Source organism: Paenibacillus sp. FSL R5-0378, assembly GCF_038009285.1.
GTDB lineage: Bacteria > Bacillota > Bacilli > Paenibacillales > Paenibacillaceae > Paenibacillus_AQ > Paenibacillus_AQ favisporus.
The window spans coordinates 6051663-6070971 of record NZ_JBBPAY010000001.1 but is presented as its reverse complement, the minus strand read 5'-3'; the positions used below and the strand labels follow the sequence as shown (position 1 = coordinate 6070971).

Genomic DNA, 19309 nt, shown 5'->3' with positions numbered 1-19309 from the left:
TATTCTATGATTTGAAAGAACCGTGCAACTATGGGGTAAATGCTAGCGTACAAGCATATAATGATTTAACCATGCAGTCACAGCTGTCCCGTAAATTTGGGCAGGGAAAAGCTTATAGAACCCCTTACAAATGGCAAGAAAGTAACATAGGATGTAGTGAAAGCGATTTTTTGAGGCATTTATTCAGGTAAACCATGGTGGTGAGATGAATGATGATGAATAACGTGGAAATATATGAAGGCGGCGACCTGGGATGTCATTATACGCATCTTGAAAGTATATTCAAAGTTTGGGCGCCGACGGCGGCGAAGGTAACCCTCGCCTTGTATGACGATGCCGGAACTTATGACGGTGGAGCGCTTACCGATCACGCCGGAGGGTTCGAAATCGGCATGAGACGCGGGGAAGGCGGCGTATGGTCACTTCATTTCAGAGGCGATTTGGCCGGAAAATATTATATGTACAAGGTGGAGCACCCGGACGGACGGGAAGTTTATGCGGCCGATCCTTACGCCCGGGCGGTCAGTGCCAACGGGCAGCGGACGGCGATCGTCGACGTGAAGGCCGCAAGCCCGGAGGGCTGGGAAGAGGATGAAACTCCCGGTCTTCTGGGGGTGGAAGACTCGGTACTCTATGAACTGCATGTCAGGGATTTTTCGATCAGCCCGGATTCCGGGCTCCAGTATAAAGGCAAGTTCAAAGCGTTTACGGAGACAGGTGTGCGGGACGCAGCCGGGAGCCGGCTCGGCATCGATCATTTGGCCGAACTCGGCGTGACACATGTCCATCTGCTGCCGATTTTTGATTATGCGACGGTGAACGAGCTGACGGTCGATGATCCGGACTCGGCAGAACCGAAATTCAACTGGGGTTATGATCCCCAGCATTACAACGTGCCGGAAGGCTCCTACGCGACCGACCCGTCAAGCCCCGAAGTCCGGATCCGGGAATGCAAGGAGATGATCATGGCGCTGCACCGCAAAGGAATCCGGGTCGTGATGGATGTGGTGTACAATCATACCTACTCCGCAGGGGACGGCCTATTTGAGAAGCTTGTGCCGGGTTATTTTTACCGGACCGATGCGTCAGGGCGGTTCAGCAACGGCTCCGGCGTCGGGAACGAGCTGGCAACCGAGCGCCCGATGGTCCGCAAATACATCAAGGATTCCCTGCGGTATTGGGCGGAAGAATACCATATCAACGGATTCCGTTTTGACCTGATGGGTCTGATCGACACGGACACGATCGCGCAGATCACCGAGGAGCTCCGCCGCGAGCATCCGGGACTGCTGATTTACGGGGAGCCTTGGACAGGCGGTGAAACGCCGCTGAAGCAGCAAACCTTGAAAGGATCCCAAAGGGGCAAAGGCTTTGCCGTTTTCAACGACAATTTCCGGGGGGCCATCAAGGGAGACAGCGACGGTGCGGGAAAGGGCTTTGCCACGGGGCAGCCCGGCAAGGAAGCGGCGGTATTGGCCGGCGTTCAGGGGGCAATCGACGATTTCACCGGATCACCTACAGAGACGATCAACTATGTGACGGTTCACGACAACCTTAACCTGTGGGATAAAGTACTGATTACGCAGGGACTGGAAGGTGATCTGATCCGGGGTATCGATAACGGCCAACTTGCCGGAGGTGGAAGCCTCGAAGAAGCTGTCGCAGCCACCGATCCTTACCGGAGCATCGACCAGGACCTGCTGCTGGAGAACGAAAGCGTTCGGAGAGCGCTGCTGGCCAACGGCATCGTGCTGACTTCTCAGGGGATTCCGCTCATTCATGCGGGTGACGAGATGCTCCGCAGCAAATTCGGCGACCACAACAGCTACCGGAGCGGGGATGCGATCAACGCCATCCGCTGGGGCAACAAGTCCCGGTTCCTGCCGGTATTCGAGTACTACCAGGGGCTGATCGCGCTGCGCCGCGCCCACCGGGCGTTCCGTATGACGGACAAGGAGCAGATCAAACGGAGCATGGAGGTCATGCGCTGCGACGGCAATGTCGTCGCTTACCGGCTGAAGGATCATGCCAACGGCGATACGTGGAAAAATATCATCGTCATCTACAACGCAAACGTTCGGGAGGCGCAGGTCGACATTCCGTTTTCCATTACCGGCTGGAAGGTAGCCGTCAAAAACCTTCAGGCCCGGAACGGGGCGCTGGAGATGATCGTCGACGAAACGGTGAGCGTCCCAGGCCTGTCGGTCATGGTTCTGTATGAGGAAGAAGGCGGCCGTCCGCGCCTGCTCAAGACGGTGGAGCTGCATTATGAGCGCCAGGACCGCAAATATGACGGCTGGAACTTATGGGTATGGGGCAGCGGCATGCGGGAACGCCGGGTCGATTTTGACCGGATGGAGGACGGACGCGCTGTGGCGACGATATATGTCCCGCTGAACGTGCAGGAAATCGGATATATCGTGCGGCTGAACGAGTGGGAGGCGAAGGACTGCGACCAGGACCGGTTTATCAAGCTCGGATGGCATCACAGCAAGCTGAAGGTGCTTGTCCGGAGCGGATCGGACGACTGGAAGAAGATCAGCTGACGCCCGGGTGCCGGGAGGAGTGCGGCCGGCTGTGTAAGGGGGGCTGGCTGGAGCGTACGGCAACCTGGGAATGGAGCTGCTTAACAGGTTGGAAGGTTTGGCCGCTTTAGAAGCTTGCAAGCTGAGAAGCCTAGAAGCTTGGGGCGACGGTATGACGGAAATATGGAGCTTTCTTTTCTGTATCCGGGGATAGGGATGAATGCATTTTACAAAAACGGGTGATTCCTATAAAGTAAAGTGAGATTCCCTTGGATAGGGTGATATATAACAGAGAAAGAAGGCTTACGATGACCGAGAAACTGCTGTCGCCTCTGGTGAAAACCTTTGACATGCTGCCCCATCCCGAGGGCGGGTGGTACAAGGAGTTATGGAAAGCGTCCTTTGAAATCCCGAAAGACGTGCTGGATCCCAAGTATTCGGGTTCGCGCCCTTCGGCGACTTCGATTTATTTCCTGCTGCATCCGGAGGAATCCTCCGCGTGGCACCGCGTTTATTCCGATGAATTGTGGCTGTGGCATTCCGGCAGTCCGCTCGAGCTGCTGCTCGGAGGCGATGGGGAACAGCCGGGCGGGGAGACCAAAATCATTTTGGGAATGGACGTTGAGAACGGCCAGGTGCCGCAGGCGCTCGTTCCGGCCAATGTCTGGCAGGCGGCCAAGCCGCTGGGCGACGAGCCGGTGTTCGTCTCCTGCGTCGTTTCCCCAGGCTTTCATTTTGACGATTTTACGATGATATCCGGAAAATAAAACCTTCGGCAGCGGCATGTCCCGCTTCGCCGGGCCAGCCTAAATCCCGCACGGTTGAAATGACCGATGCGGGATTTTTTGTGATATTGGAAAGGACCGCTGCTAGACGTTTTTATTTAGATATACTGCTCCTTCCTTCAGTGTACTCCAGGCTAAGCAGCGTACTCCGTTTGTCTCAAAAGCAGCTGGCTGTTTTGCGCTGCAAGGTTTTGATTTCGCCAAAAATGGGTAATACATAGATATGCCTGTGTACTGCAGGGGACAGATTAAATATCAGAGGAGGTTGTAAAAGATGACATCTCATTCTCTTACAGCAGAACGAAGAACCGACACGAAGCATTCGAGCCTGCGCAGCTTGAGACAAAGCGGACGCATTCCGGCGGTGGTCTACGGGACACAGACCGAGAGCATGCCGGTCAGCGTCGATGCGAAGGAGCTGGCGAAAGTTGCCAGAACAGGCCGGTCCGAAGTGTTCAAGCTGAAGGTGGAAGGCTCGTCGGATCTGGACGTGATCATCAAGGATTACCAGCGCAAAGCCGGTGAGTGGATGCATGTGGACTTCATGCACATCTCCGCCAACAAGCCGATCAAGGTTCGCGTTCCGATCGACTTCCAAGGTACGGCTGCCGGCACCAAGGTGGGCGGCGTGCTTCAGCATCAGGAGACCGAGCTTGAAGTCGAGGCGCTTCCTGCAAATCTGCCATCCGCGATCACCGTGGACGTATCGCATATGGAAATCGGCGACAAGCTGGTAGCCGGAGACATCCAGCTGCCATCCGGCGTAACGCTCGTAGCCTCACCGGAAGAGCTGGTTGCTTCCGTAACGGCATCCCGCATGGCGACGGAGGCACAGGCTGCGGACGAATCCGTGGCAGCGGAGGGAGAAGAAGCGGCGGAAACGGCTGCAGAAGACAACAACGAATAAAACGTCTTATCATATACATGCTTGTGCAGGAAAACCCCTGGTCGTTCACGACCAGGGGTTTCTTTGCATGAGACATGTGTGAGATGCACTGCGAATCGCCTGTGTACGTTTCGCCCGCATAAGCATCACCTGCTTACGCGTCCTGCAGCTCGAGCCACTGCTCATACGCCGCGTCCAGCTGTGCCTGCAGCTGCTCCCGCTCCGCATGAAGCTGCTGCAGGCGCCCCAGATCCGTGGCGGCGCTTTCCTCGAGCATGTCGGCGTCGATCTGCCCCAGACGGCCCTCAAGCTCCTTGATCGACTGCTCGAGTGAAATAGAGGCGGAGGCGTCGCTTTTCCGGGAACGCCGCTCGCCGGTATCGGGGCGCGCAGCAGCCGGCTTGGATACCGGCTCCTTGCCCTGGCTGCCGGCTTCCGCGCCCTTTGAGCCAGCGGCCTCTGCCTTCCACGCCTGCGCCGCCGTTTCGGCTTCGCTCAGCTTGCGGATTTCCTGTTTGTAATCCTCGAAGTTACCGATGAAGGAACGGACCCGCCCGTGATCCAGGCTCCAAATTCTGGCCGCCAGCCTGTTGATAAAATACCGGTCGTGGGATACGCCGAAGATGGTGCCGGGGAACTCCTCGAGCGCCTCCTCCAGCGCTTCCCTGGCGTCAATGTCCAAATGGTTGGTCGGTTCGTCCAGAATCAGCAAATTCGGCTTCTGCTCCATCAGGATGGCGAAGCGCAGCCGCGTCCATTCCCCGCCGGAGAGGCTGCGGATGTCTTTGAATACATCGGCGCCGTAGAACAGGAATCGCGCCAGCCGGCCGCGGGCTTCACCTTCCTCGATGCCGGCCTGTTCCCGGTAGTACTGAAGCACGTTCTGCTTGACGGATTCCGGCGTTTCCTCCTGCGCGAGGTAACCGATGCTGACGCGCGAGCCGACGGCCACGCTCCCCTCCGTCGGTTCGAGCTCGCCCAGGGCCAGCTTGATCAGCGTACTCTTGCCGCTTCCGTTGCCGCCGAGCAGCATGACGGTTTCCCCGTACCGGAGCGTTTCGTTGACGCCTTGGAACAAGGTGCGCGTGCCGTACGATTTGCCCAGCTCCTCGAACACGAGCACCTGCTTGCCGGAGCGGTCTTCCTGCTGCAGCGACAAATCCATCGTCTTTCGTTCAAGCACTGGCCGCTTCAGCTTCACCATACGGTCGAGGGCCTTCTGCATGGAGGCGGCACGGCGGTGGAACCCGGCGTTCGGCGGGTTGGACCGGTTGCCCCACTCGATCAGCTGTTTGATGCTTTCCTGCATCTTTTTGATTTTTTTCTGCTGCTCCTGGTAATCGGCAAACTGCTGCAGGAGCCGTGCTTCCTTTTCCTTCTGATAACCGCTGTAGTCGGTGTGGTAGGTAAAAGCTTCTCCGTCTTCAATCTCGACCACCTTGGTCACGAGCTTGTCGAGAAAGTAACGGTCATGCGATATCGTAAGCACGGTGCCGCGGTATTCCTTCAGGAACTGCTCCAGCCATTCGATCGCCGCCATGTCCAAGTGGTTGGTCGGTTCGTCCAGCAGCAGCACATCAGGTTGCTCAAGCAGCAGGGAGGCGAGCCCGATTTTGGTCTTCTCTCCCCCGGAGAGGGAGGCGAAGGGGCGGGTGTACTGGCCCGCGGGGATGCCAAGGCCGCCGGCGATGCGGTCAATGGTCGCTTCCATTTCATAACCGCCGGCTGCTTCAAAGCGTTCCTGCAGCCTGCCGTATTCGGCGAGCCACTGCTCCGGCTCTTTGGCGCCGGAAGCGGAGGGGCCGGACATCAGCGCCTCCAGCTCGCGCATCCGCCGCTGCCATTCAAGCGGCGCCGTAAAAGCGCGCAGCAGGATGTCATACACCGTTTCGCCGTCTCCGGCTTGGGGAATTTGGGCGAGGAAGCCAAGCTTGGCGCCCCGCGAAATGGAGATTTCGCCTTGATCCGGCTTGTCTCCGCCGTTCAGCAAGTGGAGCATCGTCGTTTTTCCGCAGCCGTTGCGGCCGATCAGGGCCGCTTTTTCCCCTTCGCGGATTTCAAAGGATACATCGGACAAAACGAGCTGGGCACCATGGTATTTTTGTATGTTTTTGCATTGAATCATCATTGTATTTTCCTCCATAGATGCCGCATCTACAGAAAAAAACCGCAGGGAAATGTCCCTGCGGCTTGAACGTTCAACGCTTATCCGTTGAAGTTAAGGTAGGAGCGGCATTTCGCAATTTTGTAAAACAACCGGATTGTTAAAAATGGACAGACGGATCCCGTTAACGGGAACTCTGTAAAAAATGCCGGACAAAATCATCGGCAGTTGATTGATCCGGTCGTTTCCAAAATTGCGTACCACTTCTACCTCACCTCCATGTTAAAAAAAGTTAGCTTTATTGTATCCACAACGAGTGCTAAAAGCAAGCAATGGATGAAACATTTTATGAAAATGGCCATATCACCCGGATCAGAACCCTCAGCAGGCTTTGGATGTGTGGTTCCAATTCGGCTTCGGGCTGTCGAAGGGGTGTCGGTGTGTACAGCTGATTTGTAATAGCGGGACGGGCATTTATCTCCAGACCGGCATTATAATACAATAAGATGCAGTGGTTGAAACGAGTGGAGGTCCTCATGAAGAAAAAAATAATGTTTACCGGCGGAGGGTCCGCCGGACATGTCACGGTCAACCTGGCGCTGATCCCGCTGTTCCGGCAGGAAGGCTGGGCGGTGGAGTATATAGGCTCGGTCAATGGGATCGAGCGGGAGCTGGTGTCGCCGCTGCCGGACGTGGCGTATTTTCCGATATCGACTGGCAAGCTGCGCCGGTATTTGGACTGGCAAAACGCCAAGGATCCGTTCCGGATCGCCAAGGGCGTCTATCAGGCATACCGTCTCATCCGCCGCCGGAAACCGGATATTGTATTTTCCAAAGGCGGGTTCGTATCGGTGCCCGTCGTCATCGGTGCCTGGCTGAACCGGGTGCCGGTTATCATTCACGAGTCGGACATCACGCCGGGGCTGGCCAACCGGATTGCCATCCCGATGGCTGAAGCGGTGTGCACGACGTTCCCGGAAGCGGCTGCGCATATCGGCAAGGGCAAGGGCCGCCATGTCGGCGCCGTCATCCGGAATGAGCTGAAACAGGGCAGCGCTGCCGCCGGACGGAAGCTGTGCGGGTTCACCCCGGGGAGGCCCGTTCTGCTGGTGATGGGCGGCAGTCTTGGCGCGCAGAGCATTAACCGGGCGGTGCGCCAGGCGCTGCCTGAGCTGACGGAAGCTTTTCAAGTCGTGCACTTATGCGGGAAAGGGCAGCTCGATCCGGCGCTGACGGTTCCCGGCTATTGTCAATTCGAATACATTCGCGATGAACTGCCGGATGTGCTGGCGATGTCGGACTTGGTGATCACCCGTGCCGGCTCCAATTCGATCTTTGAGTTCCTTTCCTTGCGCAAGCCGATGCTTCTCATCCCATTGACCCGGCAGCAAAGCCGGGGCGATCAAATCCTTAACGCGCATTCGTTCGAAAAAGCGGGTTATGCCGAAGTGCTGGAAGAGGAAGGTCTGTCTCCGCAAACGCTGCTCGAGCGGGTTCGGGCATTGCATGCCCATCGGGATGCCTATGTATCGGCCATGGCGAGCGGCCAAAAGACGGACGCGCTTGCGGAAGTATTCAAGCTGATCAAAGAAACCGCAAAAAGCCGTTAAAGATCGTCTGCGCCAAGAAAAGGAACCTTATTTTACCTGAACGGATAGAGAACAAGAGTTCCTAATTTTTCGCTTTCCTGAGCCGAACTATGGTATATTGAGTACACGAGATTTTAGGACAGGAGACCGGAAAGGACGGAAGACATGCTGGCTTTTACTTCGCAAAGAATCAGATCATTATGCGGCGCATCCGCCTTTAAACGGGGTGAGGAATACTGCGCCTACGGTCAGGTCATGATCGTGGAACGCGATGACGATAACCGTTACATTGAAGCGGTAGTGCAGGACGAGGATATATACCGGGTGGAGGTCGATATCGACGGAGCGGATTTCAGCGCAACCTGCCACTGTGCGGGCTTCGGCGGATATTATCCTTACTGCAAGCATATCGCCGGCGTCTTGATCTATCTGCTGGAAGAAGAAAAGGGCGGGGCGGACCGGCTGCAGCCGCGGGGGGAGGTCGTCCCGATTCCGACGCCTGCGGTTTCCTCCAGGGACGTGCGGCTCACCAGCGGACTGATCGAGCTGTTTGAGCAGATGGCGGACAGCGAACGGCTGAAGACCGGCCAGAAAGCGGCGAGCGTGCTTAAGGAAACGCTGGCTGTGGAATGGACCTGCAAAGTGACGGACGAGTATCAGCCGGAACCGAAGTTCCGGATCGAGATGAAGGTCGGACCGAACCGGCTGTACGTCGTGCAAAATATCAGGCAGTTTCTGCTTCACATCGAGGAAGGAAGAAGCCTGCCCTTTACCAAGCTGTTCACTTACAACCCGAAGCAGCACACGTTCCGGCCCGAGGACTGGGCGGTCATCGACATGCTGATCCGGATTTGCGGCAGCGAGTTCGCGTATGATGAAGCAGGACGATCCATTCCTGGCTTCGCTGCCTCAGGCAGCCAGCGGATGCTGACGATCCCGCCGCTGGGCTGGAACGAGCTGCTGCCTTTGCTGGTCAAGGCCGGGGCTGCGATGGAGCGCGAGTATGCTTCACCTCAGCCGATTCAGCTGGGTGAAGGCCAGATCCCGCTGTCGTTCCATGTGGGCAGCATCGATAGCGGCGACGCCTATCATCTGGAAATCAACGGGCTGAAGCGGGTCGTTGTGATGACCGCGTACGGCTGCGCAGCTGTTGACGGCACGATATACCGGCTGCCGGTGCGCGACCTGCTCCTGCTGTCAGAGATGAAAACCTTGATATACCGCTATGACCATAAGCGGATTAACATATCACCGCACCAGATGGACGCACTGATGGAGAAGGTGGTTCCCGGCTTGCGGCGCATTGGGAAGGTCGGCATGGACGCCAGCGTCCGGGATCAGCTGGTGCAGCCGGACCTCGTGGCCAAGCTGTATTTGGACAGGGACGAAACCGAGCTGACCGCAAGGCTGGAATTCGTGTACGACGGGATTGTGATCGACGCATTTGCCGATACGGATGCCCGGAAAGACGGCGACTTTATTTTGGTCCGGGATACGGACAAGGAGCGGCGGATGATCGAGGCGTTGAAAGGAACGGACTTTGTGCAGAACGGACACGAAATGGTGCTGGACCTGTCGGAAGAAGACAGCGTATACGACGTCCTGTTTCATTTGCTGCCCAAGCTGGAGAAATGGGTCCAAGTATACGCCACTCCCGCTGTCAAGCAGCTGATGCACAATCCGAACAAGCCTCCGAAAATCAAGGCGGACACGGACCATGCGACCAACTGGCTCGAGATCAACTTTGAGCTGGACCATGTGAGCGACAAAGAAATCCGCAAGCTGCTGCTGAGCGTGATTGAGAAGCGGAAGTATTACCGTCTTCCCGGCGGTGCGTATGTGTCCCTGGAAAAGGAAGCCTTCCAAACCTTCGGCGAGCTGTATGACGAGCTCGGGATGAAAAAAGGCGATATTACCGGCAGCCGTATCCATCTTCCTCTGGTCAAGGGTCTGCAGCTCCGTGACAAGGAAGGCCGGGCTTATGGGGTACAGATGGGGAAATCGCTGCGGCAGCTGATTGATCATATGACGCATCCCGAGCAGATGGACTTCAATGTGCCCGAGGAGCTTGCCTCCGTGCTCCGGGATTACCAGCGCGACGGCTTCCAGTGGCTGAAGACGCTTGGCCATTACCGGTTCGGCGGGATTCTGGCCGACGACATGGGACTGGGCAAAACGCTGCAAAGCATTGCCTACATTGTGTCCGAACGCAGGGAGAAGGAAGGCGGGCACCTTCCGGTCCTGATCGTATCCCCCGCATCGCTCGTATATAACTGGGAGAGCGAGTTCCAGAAATTCGCTCCGTCCGTTCAGGTTCATGTGGCCCTTGGCGCACGGAAGGAGCGCAGCGATTCCCTGCTTCGCATAGCGGCTGCGGGCGCAGAAACCGAATCTCCTGACAGCCTTGCTGCGCAGCAGGCGGACGTAATTATCACCTCATATCCGTCCCTGCGCAAGGATATCCGGCTGTACCGGGAGATGGGCTTCAGCACTCTGTTTCTTGACGAAGCCCAGATGATCAAAAATTACGCGACGCAGACCGCTCAAGCGGTGCGGGAAATCCGTGCGGAGCGGCGGTTTGCGCTGACGGGCACGCCGATCGAAAACGCGGTGGATGAGCTGTGGTCGATTTTCGAGGCGGTATTCCCGGGTCTTTTTACGGGTCAGAAAGCTTTCCGCGGCCTGACCCGCGGCCAGATCTCCCGGATTGTGCAGCCGTTCATTTTACGCCGGTTAAGGGCTGATGTGCTGGACGAGCTGCCGGAACGGATCGAGACGGTTCAGCGCTCGGAGCTCAGCCTTGAGCAGAAGAAGCTGTACGCAACTTACCTCGAGGAATTCAAAGAAGAGACGATCCGTGACCTGGAGATGGAGGGGTTCCAGAAGAGCCGGATGAAAATATTGGCCGGCATCACGAGGCTTCGTCAGCTGTGCTGCCATCCCTCGCTGTTTGTGGACGGGTACGAAGGTCCGGCCGGCAAGCTCTCCCAGCTGCTGGACGTGGTCGACGAATGCCTCAGCAGCGGGCGGCGGATCCTGATCTTTTCCCAGTTTACGAGCATGCTCCGGATCATCCGCAGCGAGCTGGGTCAGCGGGGGATTCCGGTCTTTTATCTGGACGGGCAGACTCCGGCCAAGGAGAGGGTAGACACGTGCTCGCGGTTTAACCAGGGAGAGAACGACGTATTCCTGATCTCGCTCAAAGCGGGCGGGACAGGGCTGAACTTGACCGGAGCGGACACGGTCATCCTGTACGATTTGTGGTGGAATCCGGCGGTGGAAGAGCAGGCCGCGGGACGCGCCCACCGGATGGGGCAGAAAAACGTGGTCCAGGTTATTCGCCTGGTGACGAAGGGCACCGTGGAGGAAAAGATGCTGGAGCTGCAGCAGCGGAAGAAGGATTTGATCCGCGAAGTGATGGAGTCGGCGGATGACGCGGTCACGACCTTGACTGAGCAGGAAATCCGCGAGCTGCTTGCCTTATAGAGAGTCATTTTTATTCATGGAAGTACCATGAACCGGACCTGGGAGGGGCCGGTTTTTTTTCTTGTCCAGCTGCGAGAACCGGCTGAGCTCCTTTTGATCCCGATAAATTTTCATGAAAAAGATGCAGGAATATGAATGGCAATGGCGAAATTTACCTCTATGCTTTAGTATAAATGACCTATTACTTGTGATCCATTCACGGACTTGGGAATGAGGAGAAGAATGTATGCGAAATCGATACAATTACGGTATCCTAACCAATTCAGGGCCTCATCTGTACAGCATGGATACAGGGGGAAGCCGCGAACAGGGCGCAGATTCGACGCCTGTCAGCGGATATATGCCTCGTGACGAACATGCGGCTGCGTCAGCGGCAGCTGGCTCTATAGCCTCTCTTTTTTCGACCACACCGACATACAGCAGCGCTTATCTTAAGCGCCGTGAACTTATAAACCGGCAGCAGGGGCAGACCGCCTGGAACGAGGCGGAAAAGTTAGCGTTTGAGGCCGATTGGTATGACAATCAGCTGGAGTGGATCGCGACGATCGATCAAACTTACGGGGAGCCGGTATTCTGGGATGTTCTTGCCGCCATGGCTCCTCCGTTCCCGAGAGGGGAACAGGGACCGAAAGAGAAGCTGGCTGAGGGGAATTTGGCTGCGTTCCAGCCGACCCGTATCCAGAAGCTCCTCAAGCAGGACGCCATGATCCGGGAGGAGCTCGAAAGGCAGGTTCAGCTGGCCCGGGAAGAGGATCGTAAAGACTATCTGGCATGGAAAGCAGCCAACGATTTTGCACACGACATCCTGGACGGCAACCGTACCGCCTATTTGCGGGTTCTGGAAGAGATGGCCCCGCTGCAGGAATTGACGATGCTTGGGAGCGGCCTCGAGTTCAGCGTCCGAAGCAGCTCCGAGGTGGAAGTGGAACTGGATGTCAATTCCCAGCAGGTGATCCCGCGCGAGGCGAAAGTCCGCACCGAAGCAGGGGTAGCTTCGCCTGAACTGACCGTTCCCGAACGCAATGAACTGGAGCTGAAATACATCTGCGGCTCCGTCCTCCGGATTGCAGGCGAGCTGTTTGCCCTGCTCCCGCTGGAGTCGGTCGTCGTGCAGGCGAGGGACACCAAACTGAACGGAAAGACCGGGCAGGAGGAATACATTACGGTGCTGTCGATCCGCATCGAGCGGAAATTTTTTGCCGGCTATCATGCAGGACGTGAACGCTGCCTGGAAGCACTGATGCACTGCGCTCACCGGATGGAGTACGATCCCGGTACCGGTTTTGAAGCGGTTGACGACCTTCTGTAATCAGCATGTTCATTTACTGTAGGCTGCCTTTGGGTGACTGACCTTTTGTGTCGGTTGATCATCCGGGGCAGTTTTTTTTAGGTTATAACGCATAAAATGAGCAATCTGTCCTCCAATGAACACATACCGAAAGACGCTGACAGTATGCGACGGAAGACGTATATTCCAACAATAAATGGCGAAAAAACTCATATTTTGGTACCATATGCACTTGTTTTCCACTAGGGGGCATTTGTTAATATAATAGCAAAGGTCTATGGCAGCCGCTGTAAACGGAGAATACAGCTCTTTGAATGACAGGGAAGCGGCATTTTGAATCTGTGCATAGTCAGTAGAGAGAGCAAGAAGTATGGAGATGGGAGTGAGCGCATGAGGAGATGGTGGCTACTGCTGGGCAGCCTAGTCCTGGTCCTTGGGATAACCGGCTGCGGAGACAAGAAGAGCTACTCAATGGACCGCGTGGAATCCAGGGCTTACCTCGGGCCGGATGGAGACTTGTATGTCGAAGAACTGTTTACGTATACCTTTAAGGGCAGTTTTAACGGAATGACGCGTGCGATTGATCGGGCGGATCAGAAGGGGGTTGAATTTTTTGAAGCCTATGTACCCCCGGAACATCCGAAGCTAGGCAGTTTCTCCTACGAAAACTTGCAGCGGCTGGATGTCCAATGGGACGACGACGATGATACGTATTACATATACGATGCCGCGCAGAACGAAACGAAACAGGTTTATTACCGTTACCGGATTGACCATGCGGCAGTCAGGTATGGCGAAACGGGCAAGCTGGAATGGAGCTTCTTCAAAAATAACCAAGAGGATCTTCACCAGGTGTCCGTCGACTTGTTTATGCCCAGCGATTATAAGGACGGAGACGTTCATGCCTTTTTGCATGACCGTTCGGGCGGGAAGATTACAAGCGAAGGGCCGCCGGCGGTTCACTATGAAACCGATGATTTGAAGAGTGACGGCACGGCGCATATGGTGGTCTATTTTCCACCGGATCAGCTATCCCAAATGACGGCTTCCGAGGAACAGGTTTCTTTGCAAAAGCAGCTGTCTGCCGAGCAGAAATACCAGGAGCGGCTTGCCGCCCGTGACGATCGAATGAACGCCATCCGTCCGGTTGTGCAAGTCGGCATGGCTGTTTTCATTGTAGGTGCGCTGCTGTACGCTTTGTCGTGGAGAAAAATTTCGGCCTGGCTGCGGCGCGGGGATGTCACCCGGCAGGACATCGATGAAGCGGATCCGCTGCTTCTCATGTATATGCTGCGCAAAGGCCGGTTAAAAAGGGAAGACTTCATGGCCGGATTGTTATCGCTGCGCCAGAAGGGTTACGTGACCGTGAAGCAGGTCCCGGCTTCCAAACGCTTCCAGGAAGAGCCGACGGCGCCCGAATTCACGCTGCAGTTCACCTTTACGGGCAGGATGGACCAGCTCAACCCGGCGGAGAAGCATCTTGTCGGCTGGCTGTTCGAAGAAATCAACGGCAGTCTGATCTTCAAGCTGGATTCCTTGGCGGGACCAACGTTTAAGGAGCGGCAGAGCGCAAGGATCGTCAAGCAGTACCGGGCAAAGTCGGTTAAGCATGCCGACCGGCTGATGAAGTGGATCAGGCTGCTGTCGCGTACCCAGCCTTATTCGGGGCAGGTCCGGCCTAATCCGCTGCTCAAGCTGTTCATTCCGCTGACGGCTGCGGTGAATTACGGCCTGCTGCTGTATCTGCTGTTCACCGACGCGGCGTCCACGCTCATGATCGTGCTAACCGCCGTGCTGCTTGGTGCCGGAGGGGTATGGGCGTCCATCCGTTTCCGGAATAAGCTGTGGATCTTCCTGTTTCTGCTCGCATGCTTTATTATGGGCTCCCAAATCGTGCATGATATTTCGGGCGACTACCTGATCCTGACGGTATGTTCCGCTCTGTTTGTATGGAGCATTCCCGTTCATGTGCTGTCCTGGGAGACGCATCGCTATCGTTATGCACTCAAGGCACTTCGGAGTACGCTCGGAAAAGGAGAGATGTCCTACGCAGGCGAACCGCTGGAAACAGAGCAGGCCGCGGAATATGCCGCCCTGCTTGGGACCGTTCCGCGGTATATTAAACACCGTAAGCAGACCGGAACGTCAGGCGCCGCCTTGGCCGCAGCCGTGCCCGCACTATTCAGCGTGGAAATTATGGAATCCCTGAATTATACGCAAAATCACCTGCTCCTGAAGCCGATGGGCGTCGGAGGAAGCAGCAGCAGCTCCTCTTCCAGCTTCAGTGACGGCGGGGGAGGCGGAGGCGGGGGAACCGGCGCGTTCTAGCATACGCCAAATCGTCAACTGCACCGCCCAAGGAATAACGATAACGATTGAGATGACCACGTAAATCCGCAGCAGCCCGTTCCCTGGCATTCGAGGGACGGGCTGTTTTTATGCCTGGAGGATGGAAGAAAGCGGCTTTCCGCCCGCTACGTATTAACAAAAAAACGGCAAGCTCCTCTCAGAGAGAGGAACTGCCGTTTATTTGGATAGGTGGACCCGATCAGTTGGTCTTGGCCGCCATGATGACGTCCCGGCACTCGTCGGAGCAGAAGGACTGATGGATCTCTTCGCACTCTTCGCAGCAAACATGCTGTTTGTTGCAGGTCGGGTTGGCGCAGTTGATATAGCGGTCATGCGTTTTGCCGCAGTGGATGCACTTGGCGATCACGACGTCCTCTTCCGTACGGTTGATCGGCACCGAAATGCGCTCGTCAAAGACGTAGCATTTGCCGTCCCACAAATGTCCTTTGACTTTAGGGTCCTTGCCGTATGTTACGATGCCGCCCTCAAGCTGGGCAACATCTTGAAAGCCTTCTTTGATCATGAAGCCGGTCAGCTTCTCGCAGCGGATGCCGCCAGTGCAGTAGGTCAGAATTTTCTTGTCCTTGAACTGGCTCATATTGTTGCGAATCCATTCCGGAAATTCGCGGAACGATTCGACATCCGGACGGATGGCGCCGCGGAAATGTCCGATTTCGTATTCATAGCTGTTGCGTCCGTCCAGGACGATGACGTCATCCTGCTGAAGCAGCTCATGGAACTCTTCCGGAGACAGACGCTTCCCGCCGATGACGTTGGGATCAAGCGGCTCCTCGTAACGGAACGTGACGAGCTCTTTCTTGTGACGGACAAACATTTTCTTGAACGCATGGCCTTCCGACTCATCGATCTTGAAGACGATATCAGAGAACAGCGGATTCGCTTTCAGGTCGTTCATATACTTCTCGGTTTGTTCCACGGTGCCGGACAGCGTGCCGTTGATGCCTTCAGAGGCGATCAGAATGCGGCCTTTGACGCCCAGATCTTTGCAGTACTGCAGATGCTCCGCAGTGAACTGCTCAGGATCAGGGATGTTGACGAATTTATAATATAACAAAATACGGTATTCTTGCTTCGTTGTCATTGCTTCTTCACCTGTTCTTGTAAATTTACCTTATATATTGTAGATGAACAGGGCATACATAGTCAACTTGAAAGTATAGTAAGTGAAGGGAGGATTCCTAATAGCTTAGCTGAAAGACGCCATTTCGATGCGGTCTATAGATGAGAATGAATCCGAGAAATACTGGAAAATGCTCCGTCTGCTTGCGCAAATTTAGAGGGCGGCTATCCTTCTCATTGGAGGAATAAAAAACCAAATATTATATTGCGTATCGTAACGGTATATGATATTATAGGTTCACGGATCCGAATCAGCCGAAGATGGAAGGTGCCTCCCCTTAAAGAACGACGCGGCAGCGTCGGATATCCGGAAGTCCGATGCAGCTGTCCATGGAGTAAGCTTTCCTTCGGCATGATAAGCCATCTTGAGTTTAACCGTATTCAGCAGCGCCGCGTAATAGGACAAATCAAGCATGCAAAGGAGATGTTCTCTTATGAAAAAAGTGCTTTATGTGCCGCTGGACGACCGTCCTGCCAATTTGGATGATGTGATCGTGCAGGGGAGATCCGCAGGGATCCAGCTGATAGTCCCCGACCGCGAGGATATTGCCAATCGCCTCGATTCCAAGGCCGTGGCCGAAGGCGGCCAGCTGGTGAGCACCTCATCGCCGACGTACGGAAAGACGCGGAATATCCGCCGTTTTATCAGGGAACACGCCGCTCAGGCAGACGGATTTATCATTTCGACCGATATGCTGGCCTACGGCGGGTTAATCGGCAGCAGACGGCTTCGTTCAAGCGCGGGCGGCGCCTACCCTGATTACGACCCCGAGACCACCAAACTGCTGGACGTCGTTCGGGAAGTGAAGCGGGCCTACCCGCATAAGCCGGTCTATGTGCTGGATACGATCATGCGGCTGGCGACCACCGTGTTTGTGGAAGGCCTGACCCAGGCTGCATACGATGAAGCCAGAGCCTTTGCCCAGCAGCCGCGGGCGGTCGCAACTACGTTCGAGGGCATTTTGGAAGGGTATGACACGAAGCCCGACGGCACTTCGTTTGGAGAGCCAACCCTTTTTGACAAAGAGCAGTACTATAATGCCAGAAGGCATAAATTCAAGACCAACCGATATATCATTGAAAGGCTCGTCCGTGAGGGATACGTGGATTTTCTCGCAGTGGGGGTGGATGACTCCTACACCCAAGGGGTACAGGCTAACGAGATTGCTTACCTGGAAGCCTTTGTGAATGAGCATTTGGGCGGCACCGGCGGCCAGAATCCGGACAAAGCGATTATTCTCCCCGATGCCGATGCGCTGGGATACTCGCTGCTGGGCCGGATGGCGAAGGAGCTTCACCGGTACAGCTCCCGTCCGAAATACGGCGTCAAATATTTTGGGCCGGACGGGTCGACCATCGTCAATCCTTACGAGTATATGAGCGTGCACGATAATATCCGGCATCATGTGGATATCGTCGGCGGGGAGTTCGTTGACACGGCAGCCTATGATATCGAAATCGTGGCGGTGACCAGTGCCAGCGAGATCGGCGCCGCCGTGAGCCGGATGGAAGAGAACAGCGCCGGCCGGATCCCGACGCTGGTGATTGATTTTGTCGGGGGAGGCGCCGCCGATGCGACAGTAACCGAAGCGCTGCTCGACAGCGTGTCCACCGGACAGCTTCTGGGATACAGCGCGTGGAACACGGCCGGCAACAAAATCGGTATGGCCCTCGGCATGGCCCAGGCCCGATTCGTATACCTTGGCACGGAGAAGCGGCCGCCGGCGCTGCAGGAGGCAGTGAATGCACACGGATCGCTGCTGTTCAAGCGATTCCTCAAGGACTACTACTATAAGAAGATCACGATTGCCGAAATTCGGACGTACTCGCGGGCACACACTCTATACTCCAACGTACCGTATGCGGACCAAAACATTCGCCTGTTTAACTCGCCGGAAGACTATAAGGTTCTGGTCGAGATGCTTCGCGAACGCATGCAGGCGAACACGGAGGCGCTGGCTGCCAGAAAGGCCTTCGAGCTCGGCGTGTCGCAGAACGTGTGGCGGATCAAACCGTCCGGATGGTCATATGCGACGTATGCTTGCGCGACTCTGGACTACGACAATCCGGCATTCATTTGGGAGCGGGCGTTTGAGATTACGCTGGGGCCGGAAGTGACGCTGAAAGAGTGCTAGGGCGGGAAACGACTGGCGGCTCGTGGGGGCTGCAGGCATCCGGTGCCAGAGCGAGCACGGATACAACCGCATAGCTTGTTGACGTGCAGAACAAAAACAAAGCCCGGGGATTCCGGGCTTTTTTCTGTACGGCTGTGAGCGATGTCACCCGGCAACCCGGGATCACTTGATGGCCCCGGCCGTTATTCCGCTGGCGATCTGCCGCTGGAAGAACATGTACATAATCAGGACAGGGACGATGGTGATGAGCAGACCGGCGAAAAGGGGGCCCCATTCGGTACGGTACTGCATCTGGGCCTGCATCATTGCGATGCCGACAGGGAGGGTATAGTGCTTCGGATCGTTGACCAGAATCGTGCCGATAATGTATTCGTTCCAGATGTTCAGGACGTTGACGATGCCCACGGTAATAAGCCCCGGCTGCGAGAGCGGCAGCATCACCCGGAAGAAGATGCCGAAGTAGGAAGCTCCGTCCATGGCGGCGGCTTCTTCCAGCTCTTTGGGCAGGCTTTTGAAAAATCCGACGAGCACGAAAATGCCAAACGCAATCAGCGTAGAGGCATACACCAGGATCAGCCCTAAAGAAGAATTCGTCAGATGCATGGAGTTCATCAGGAAAAAGAGCGGGATGAGCGCCAGGCTGAACGGGATCATCATGGAGGCAATGTAAAGCAGGAACAGCGCCGTGCTTCCCCGGAAAGGGTAGCGGGCCAGAACGTAGGCGGTAGTGGCCGACAGCAGCAGCCCGAGCAGCGTGGAACCGATCGTCACCACGACGGAGTTCAGGAAGTAATCACCGAAGCTGAACTCCCGCCACACGTAGCTGAAGTTGCTCCACAGCAGCGGAAAGTCCGGCAGGGACCAGGGCATTTTGCGGAAAAATTGGTCGTTGTTTTTCAGCGAGTCCAGCAGGGTCCACAGCAGCGGATAAATCACCGATATGCCCCACAGGATCAGGATGGCGTAAAACACGATTTTGACCATCGGATTGGAAAGGCCTGATTTCATTATTTGTTCCTCCT

At 55.8% G+C, this 19309-nt stretch carries 12 protein-coding genes; 8 read left to right on the top strand and 4 right to left on the bottom strand.

The features are described 5' to 3' along the window. The first annotated feature begins 209 nt into the window (after nt 1–209). From pulA to MKY74_RS28155, 3 genes are all read left to right on the top strand, one after another. The gene (pulA, locus tag MKY74_RS28165) at nt 210–2546 is read left to right on the top strand and encodes a type I pullulanase (protein ID WP_144025405.1); all 2337 of its coding nucleotides are present in this window, start codon (nt 210–212) and stop codon (nt 2544–2546) included. Nucleotides 2547–2833: 287 nt separating this feature from the next. After that, the gene (locus MKY74_RS28160; RefSeq protein WP_076169683.1) at nt 2834–3292 is read left to right on the top strand and encodes a cupin domain-containing protein; all 459 of its coding nucleotides are present in this window, start codon (nt 2834–2836) and stop codon (nt 3290–3292) included. 292 nt (nt 3293–3584) lie between these two features. Then, the gene (locus MKY74_RS28155) at nt 3585–4217 is read left to right on the top strand and encodes a 50S ribosomal protein L25 (protein WP_076169684.1); all 633 of its coding nucleotides are present in this window, start codon (nt 3585–3587) and stop codon (nt 4215–4217) included. A gap of 133 nt (nt 4218–4350) precedes the next feature. Here the strand turns inward: MKY74_RS28155 and abc-f are convergent, their stop codons facing one another. Continuing rightward, nucleotides 4351–6324: a ribosomal protection-like ABC-F family protein gene (gene abc-f / locus MKY74_RS28150; RefSeq protein WP_076169685.1), complete on the bottom strand. Its 1974-nt coding sequence runs from the start codon at nt 6322–6324 to the stop codon at nt 4351–4353. A 90-nt stretch (nt 6325–6414) separates the two neighbouring features. After that, nucleotides 6415–6564, bottom strand: a complete 150-nt coding sequence (locus MKY74_RS28145) for an RAxF-45 family protein (RefSeq protein ID WP_279628456.1) — start codon at nt 6562–6564, stop codon at nt 6415–6417. A 272-nt stretch (nt 6565–6836) separates the two neighbouring features. Here MKY74_RS28145 and MKY74_RS28140 point away from each other — a divergent pair, with 272 nt between their 5' ends. The 4 genes from MKY74_RS28140 to MKY74_RS28125 all read left to right on the top strand — a co-directional run bounded on the left by MKY74_RS28140 (nt 6837) and on the right by MKY74_RS28125 (nt 14991). After that, nucleotides 6837–7910, top strand: coding sequence for an undecaprenyldiphospho-muramoylpentapeptide beta-N-acetylglucosaminyltransferase (locus tag MKY74_RS28140; RefSeq protein WP_076169686.1), 1074 nt, complete (start codon nt 6837–6839; stop codon nt 7908–7910). 144 nt (nt 7911–8054) lie between these two features. Then, entirely contained in the window at nt 8055–11375 is a 3321-nt protein-coding gene (locus MKY74_RS28135) for a DEAD/DEAH box helicase (RefSeq protein WP_076169687.1), read from the top strand. 226 nt (nt 11376–11601) lie between these two features. Then, nucleotides 11602–12684, top strand: coding sequence for a hypothetical protein (locus tag MKY74_RS28130; protein WP_076169688.1), 1083 nt, complete (start codon nt 11602–11604; stop codon nt 12682–12684). 369 nt (nt 12685–13053) lie between these two features. Next, nucleotides 13054–14991 (top strand): DUF2207 domain-containing protein, encoded by a 1938-nt coding sequence (locus MKY74_RS28125; protein ID WP_084203866.1) that lies wholly within the window; start codon nt 13054–13056, stop codon nt 14989–14991. A gap of 220 nt (nt 14992–15211) precedes the next feature. Here MKY74_RS28125 and trhO read toward each other — a convergent pair whose 3' ends face one another. Further along, nucleotides 15212–16114 carry an oxygen-dependent tRNA uridine(34) hydroxylase TrhO gene (trhO, locus tag MKY74_RS28120; protein ID WP_076169690.1) on the bottom strand — a complete coding sequence of 301 codons (903 nt, stop codon included), beginning with the start codon at nt 16112–16114 and terminating at the stop codon, nt 15212–15214. A gap of 472 nt (nt 16115–16586) precedes the next feature. Between trhO and MKY74_RS28115 the strand changes: the two genes are divergently transcribed. Beyond that, nucleotides 16587–18287, top strand: a complete 1701-nt coding sequence (locus MKY74_RS28115; protein ID WP_076169691.1) for a DUF4127 family protein — start codon at nt 16587–16589, stop codon at nt 18285–18287. A gap of 162 nt (nt 18288–18449) precedes the next feature. On the opposite strand, the gene MKY74_RS28110 is transcribed toward MKY74_RS28115, so the two are convergent. Further along, nucleotides 18450–19295, bottom strand: coding sequence for a carbohydrate ABC transporter permease (locus MKY74_RS28110; RefSeq protein WP_076169692.1), 846 nt, complete (start codon nt 19293–19295; stop codon nt 18450–18452). Nucleotides 19296–19309 lie beyond the last annotated feature (14 nt).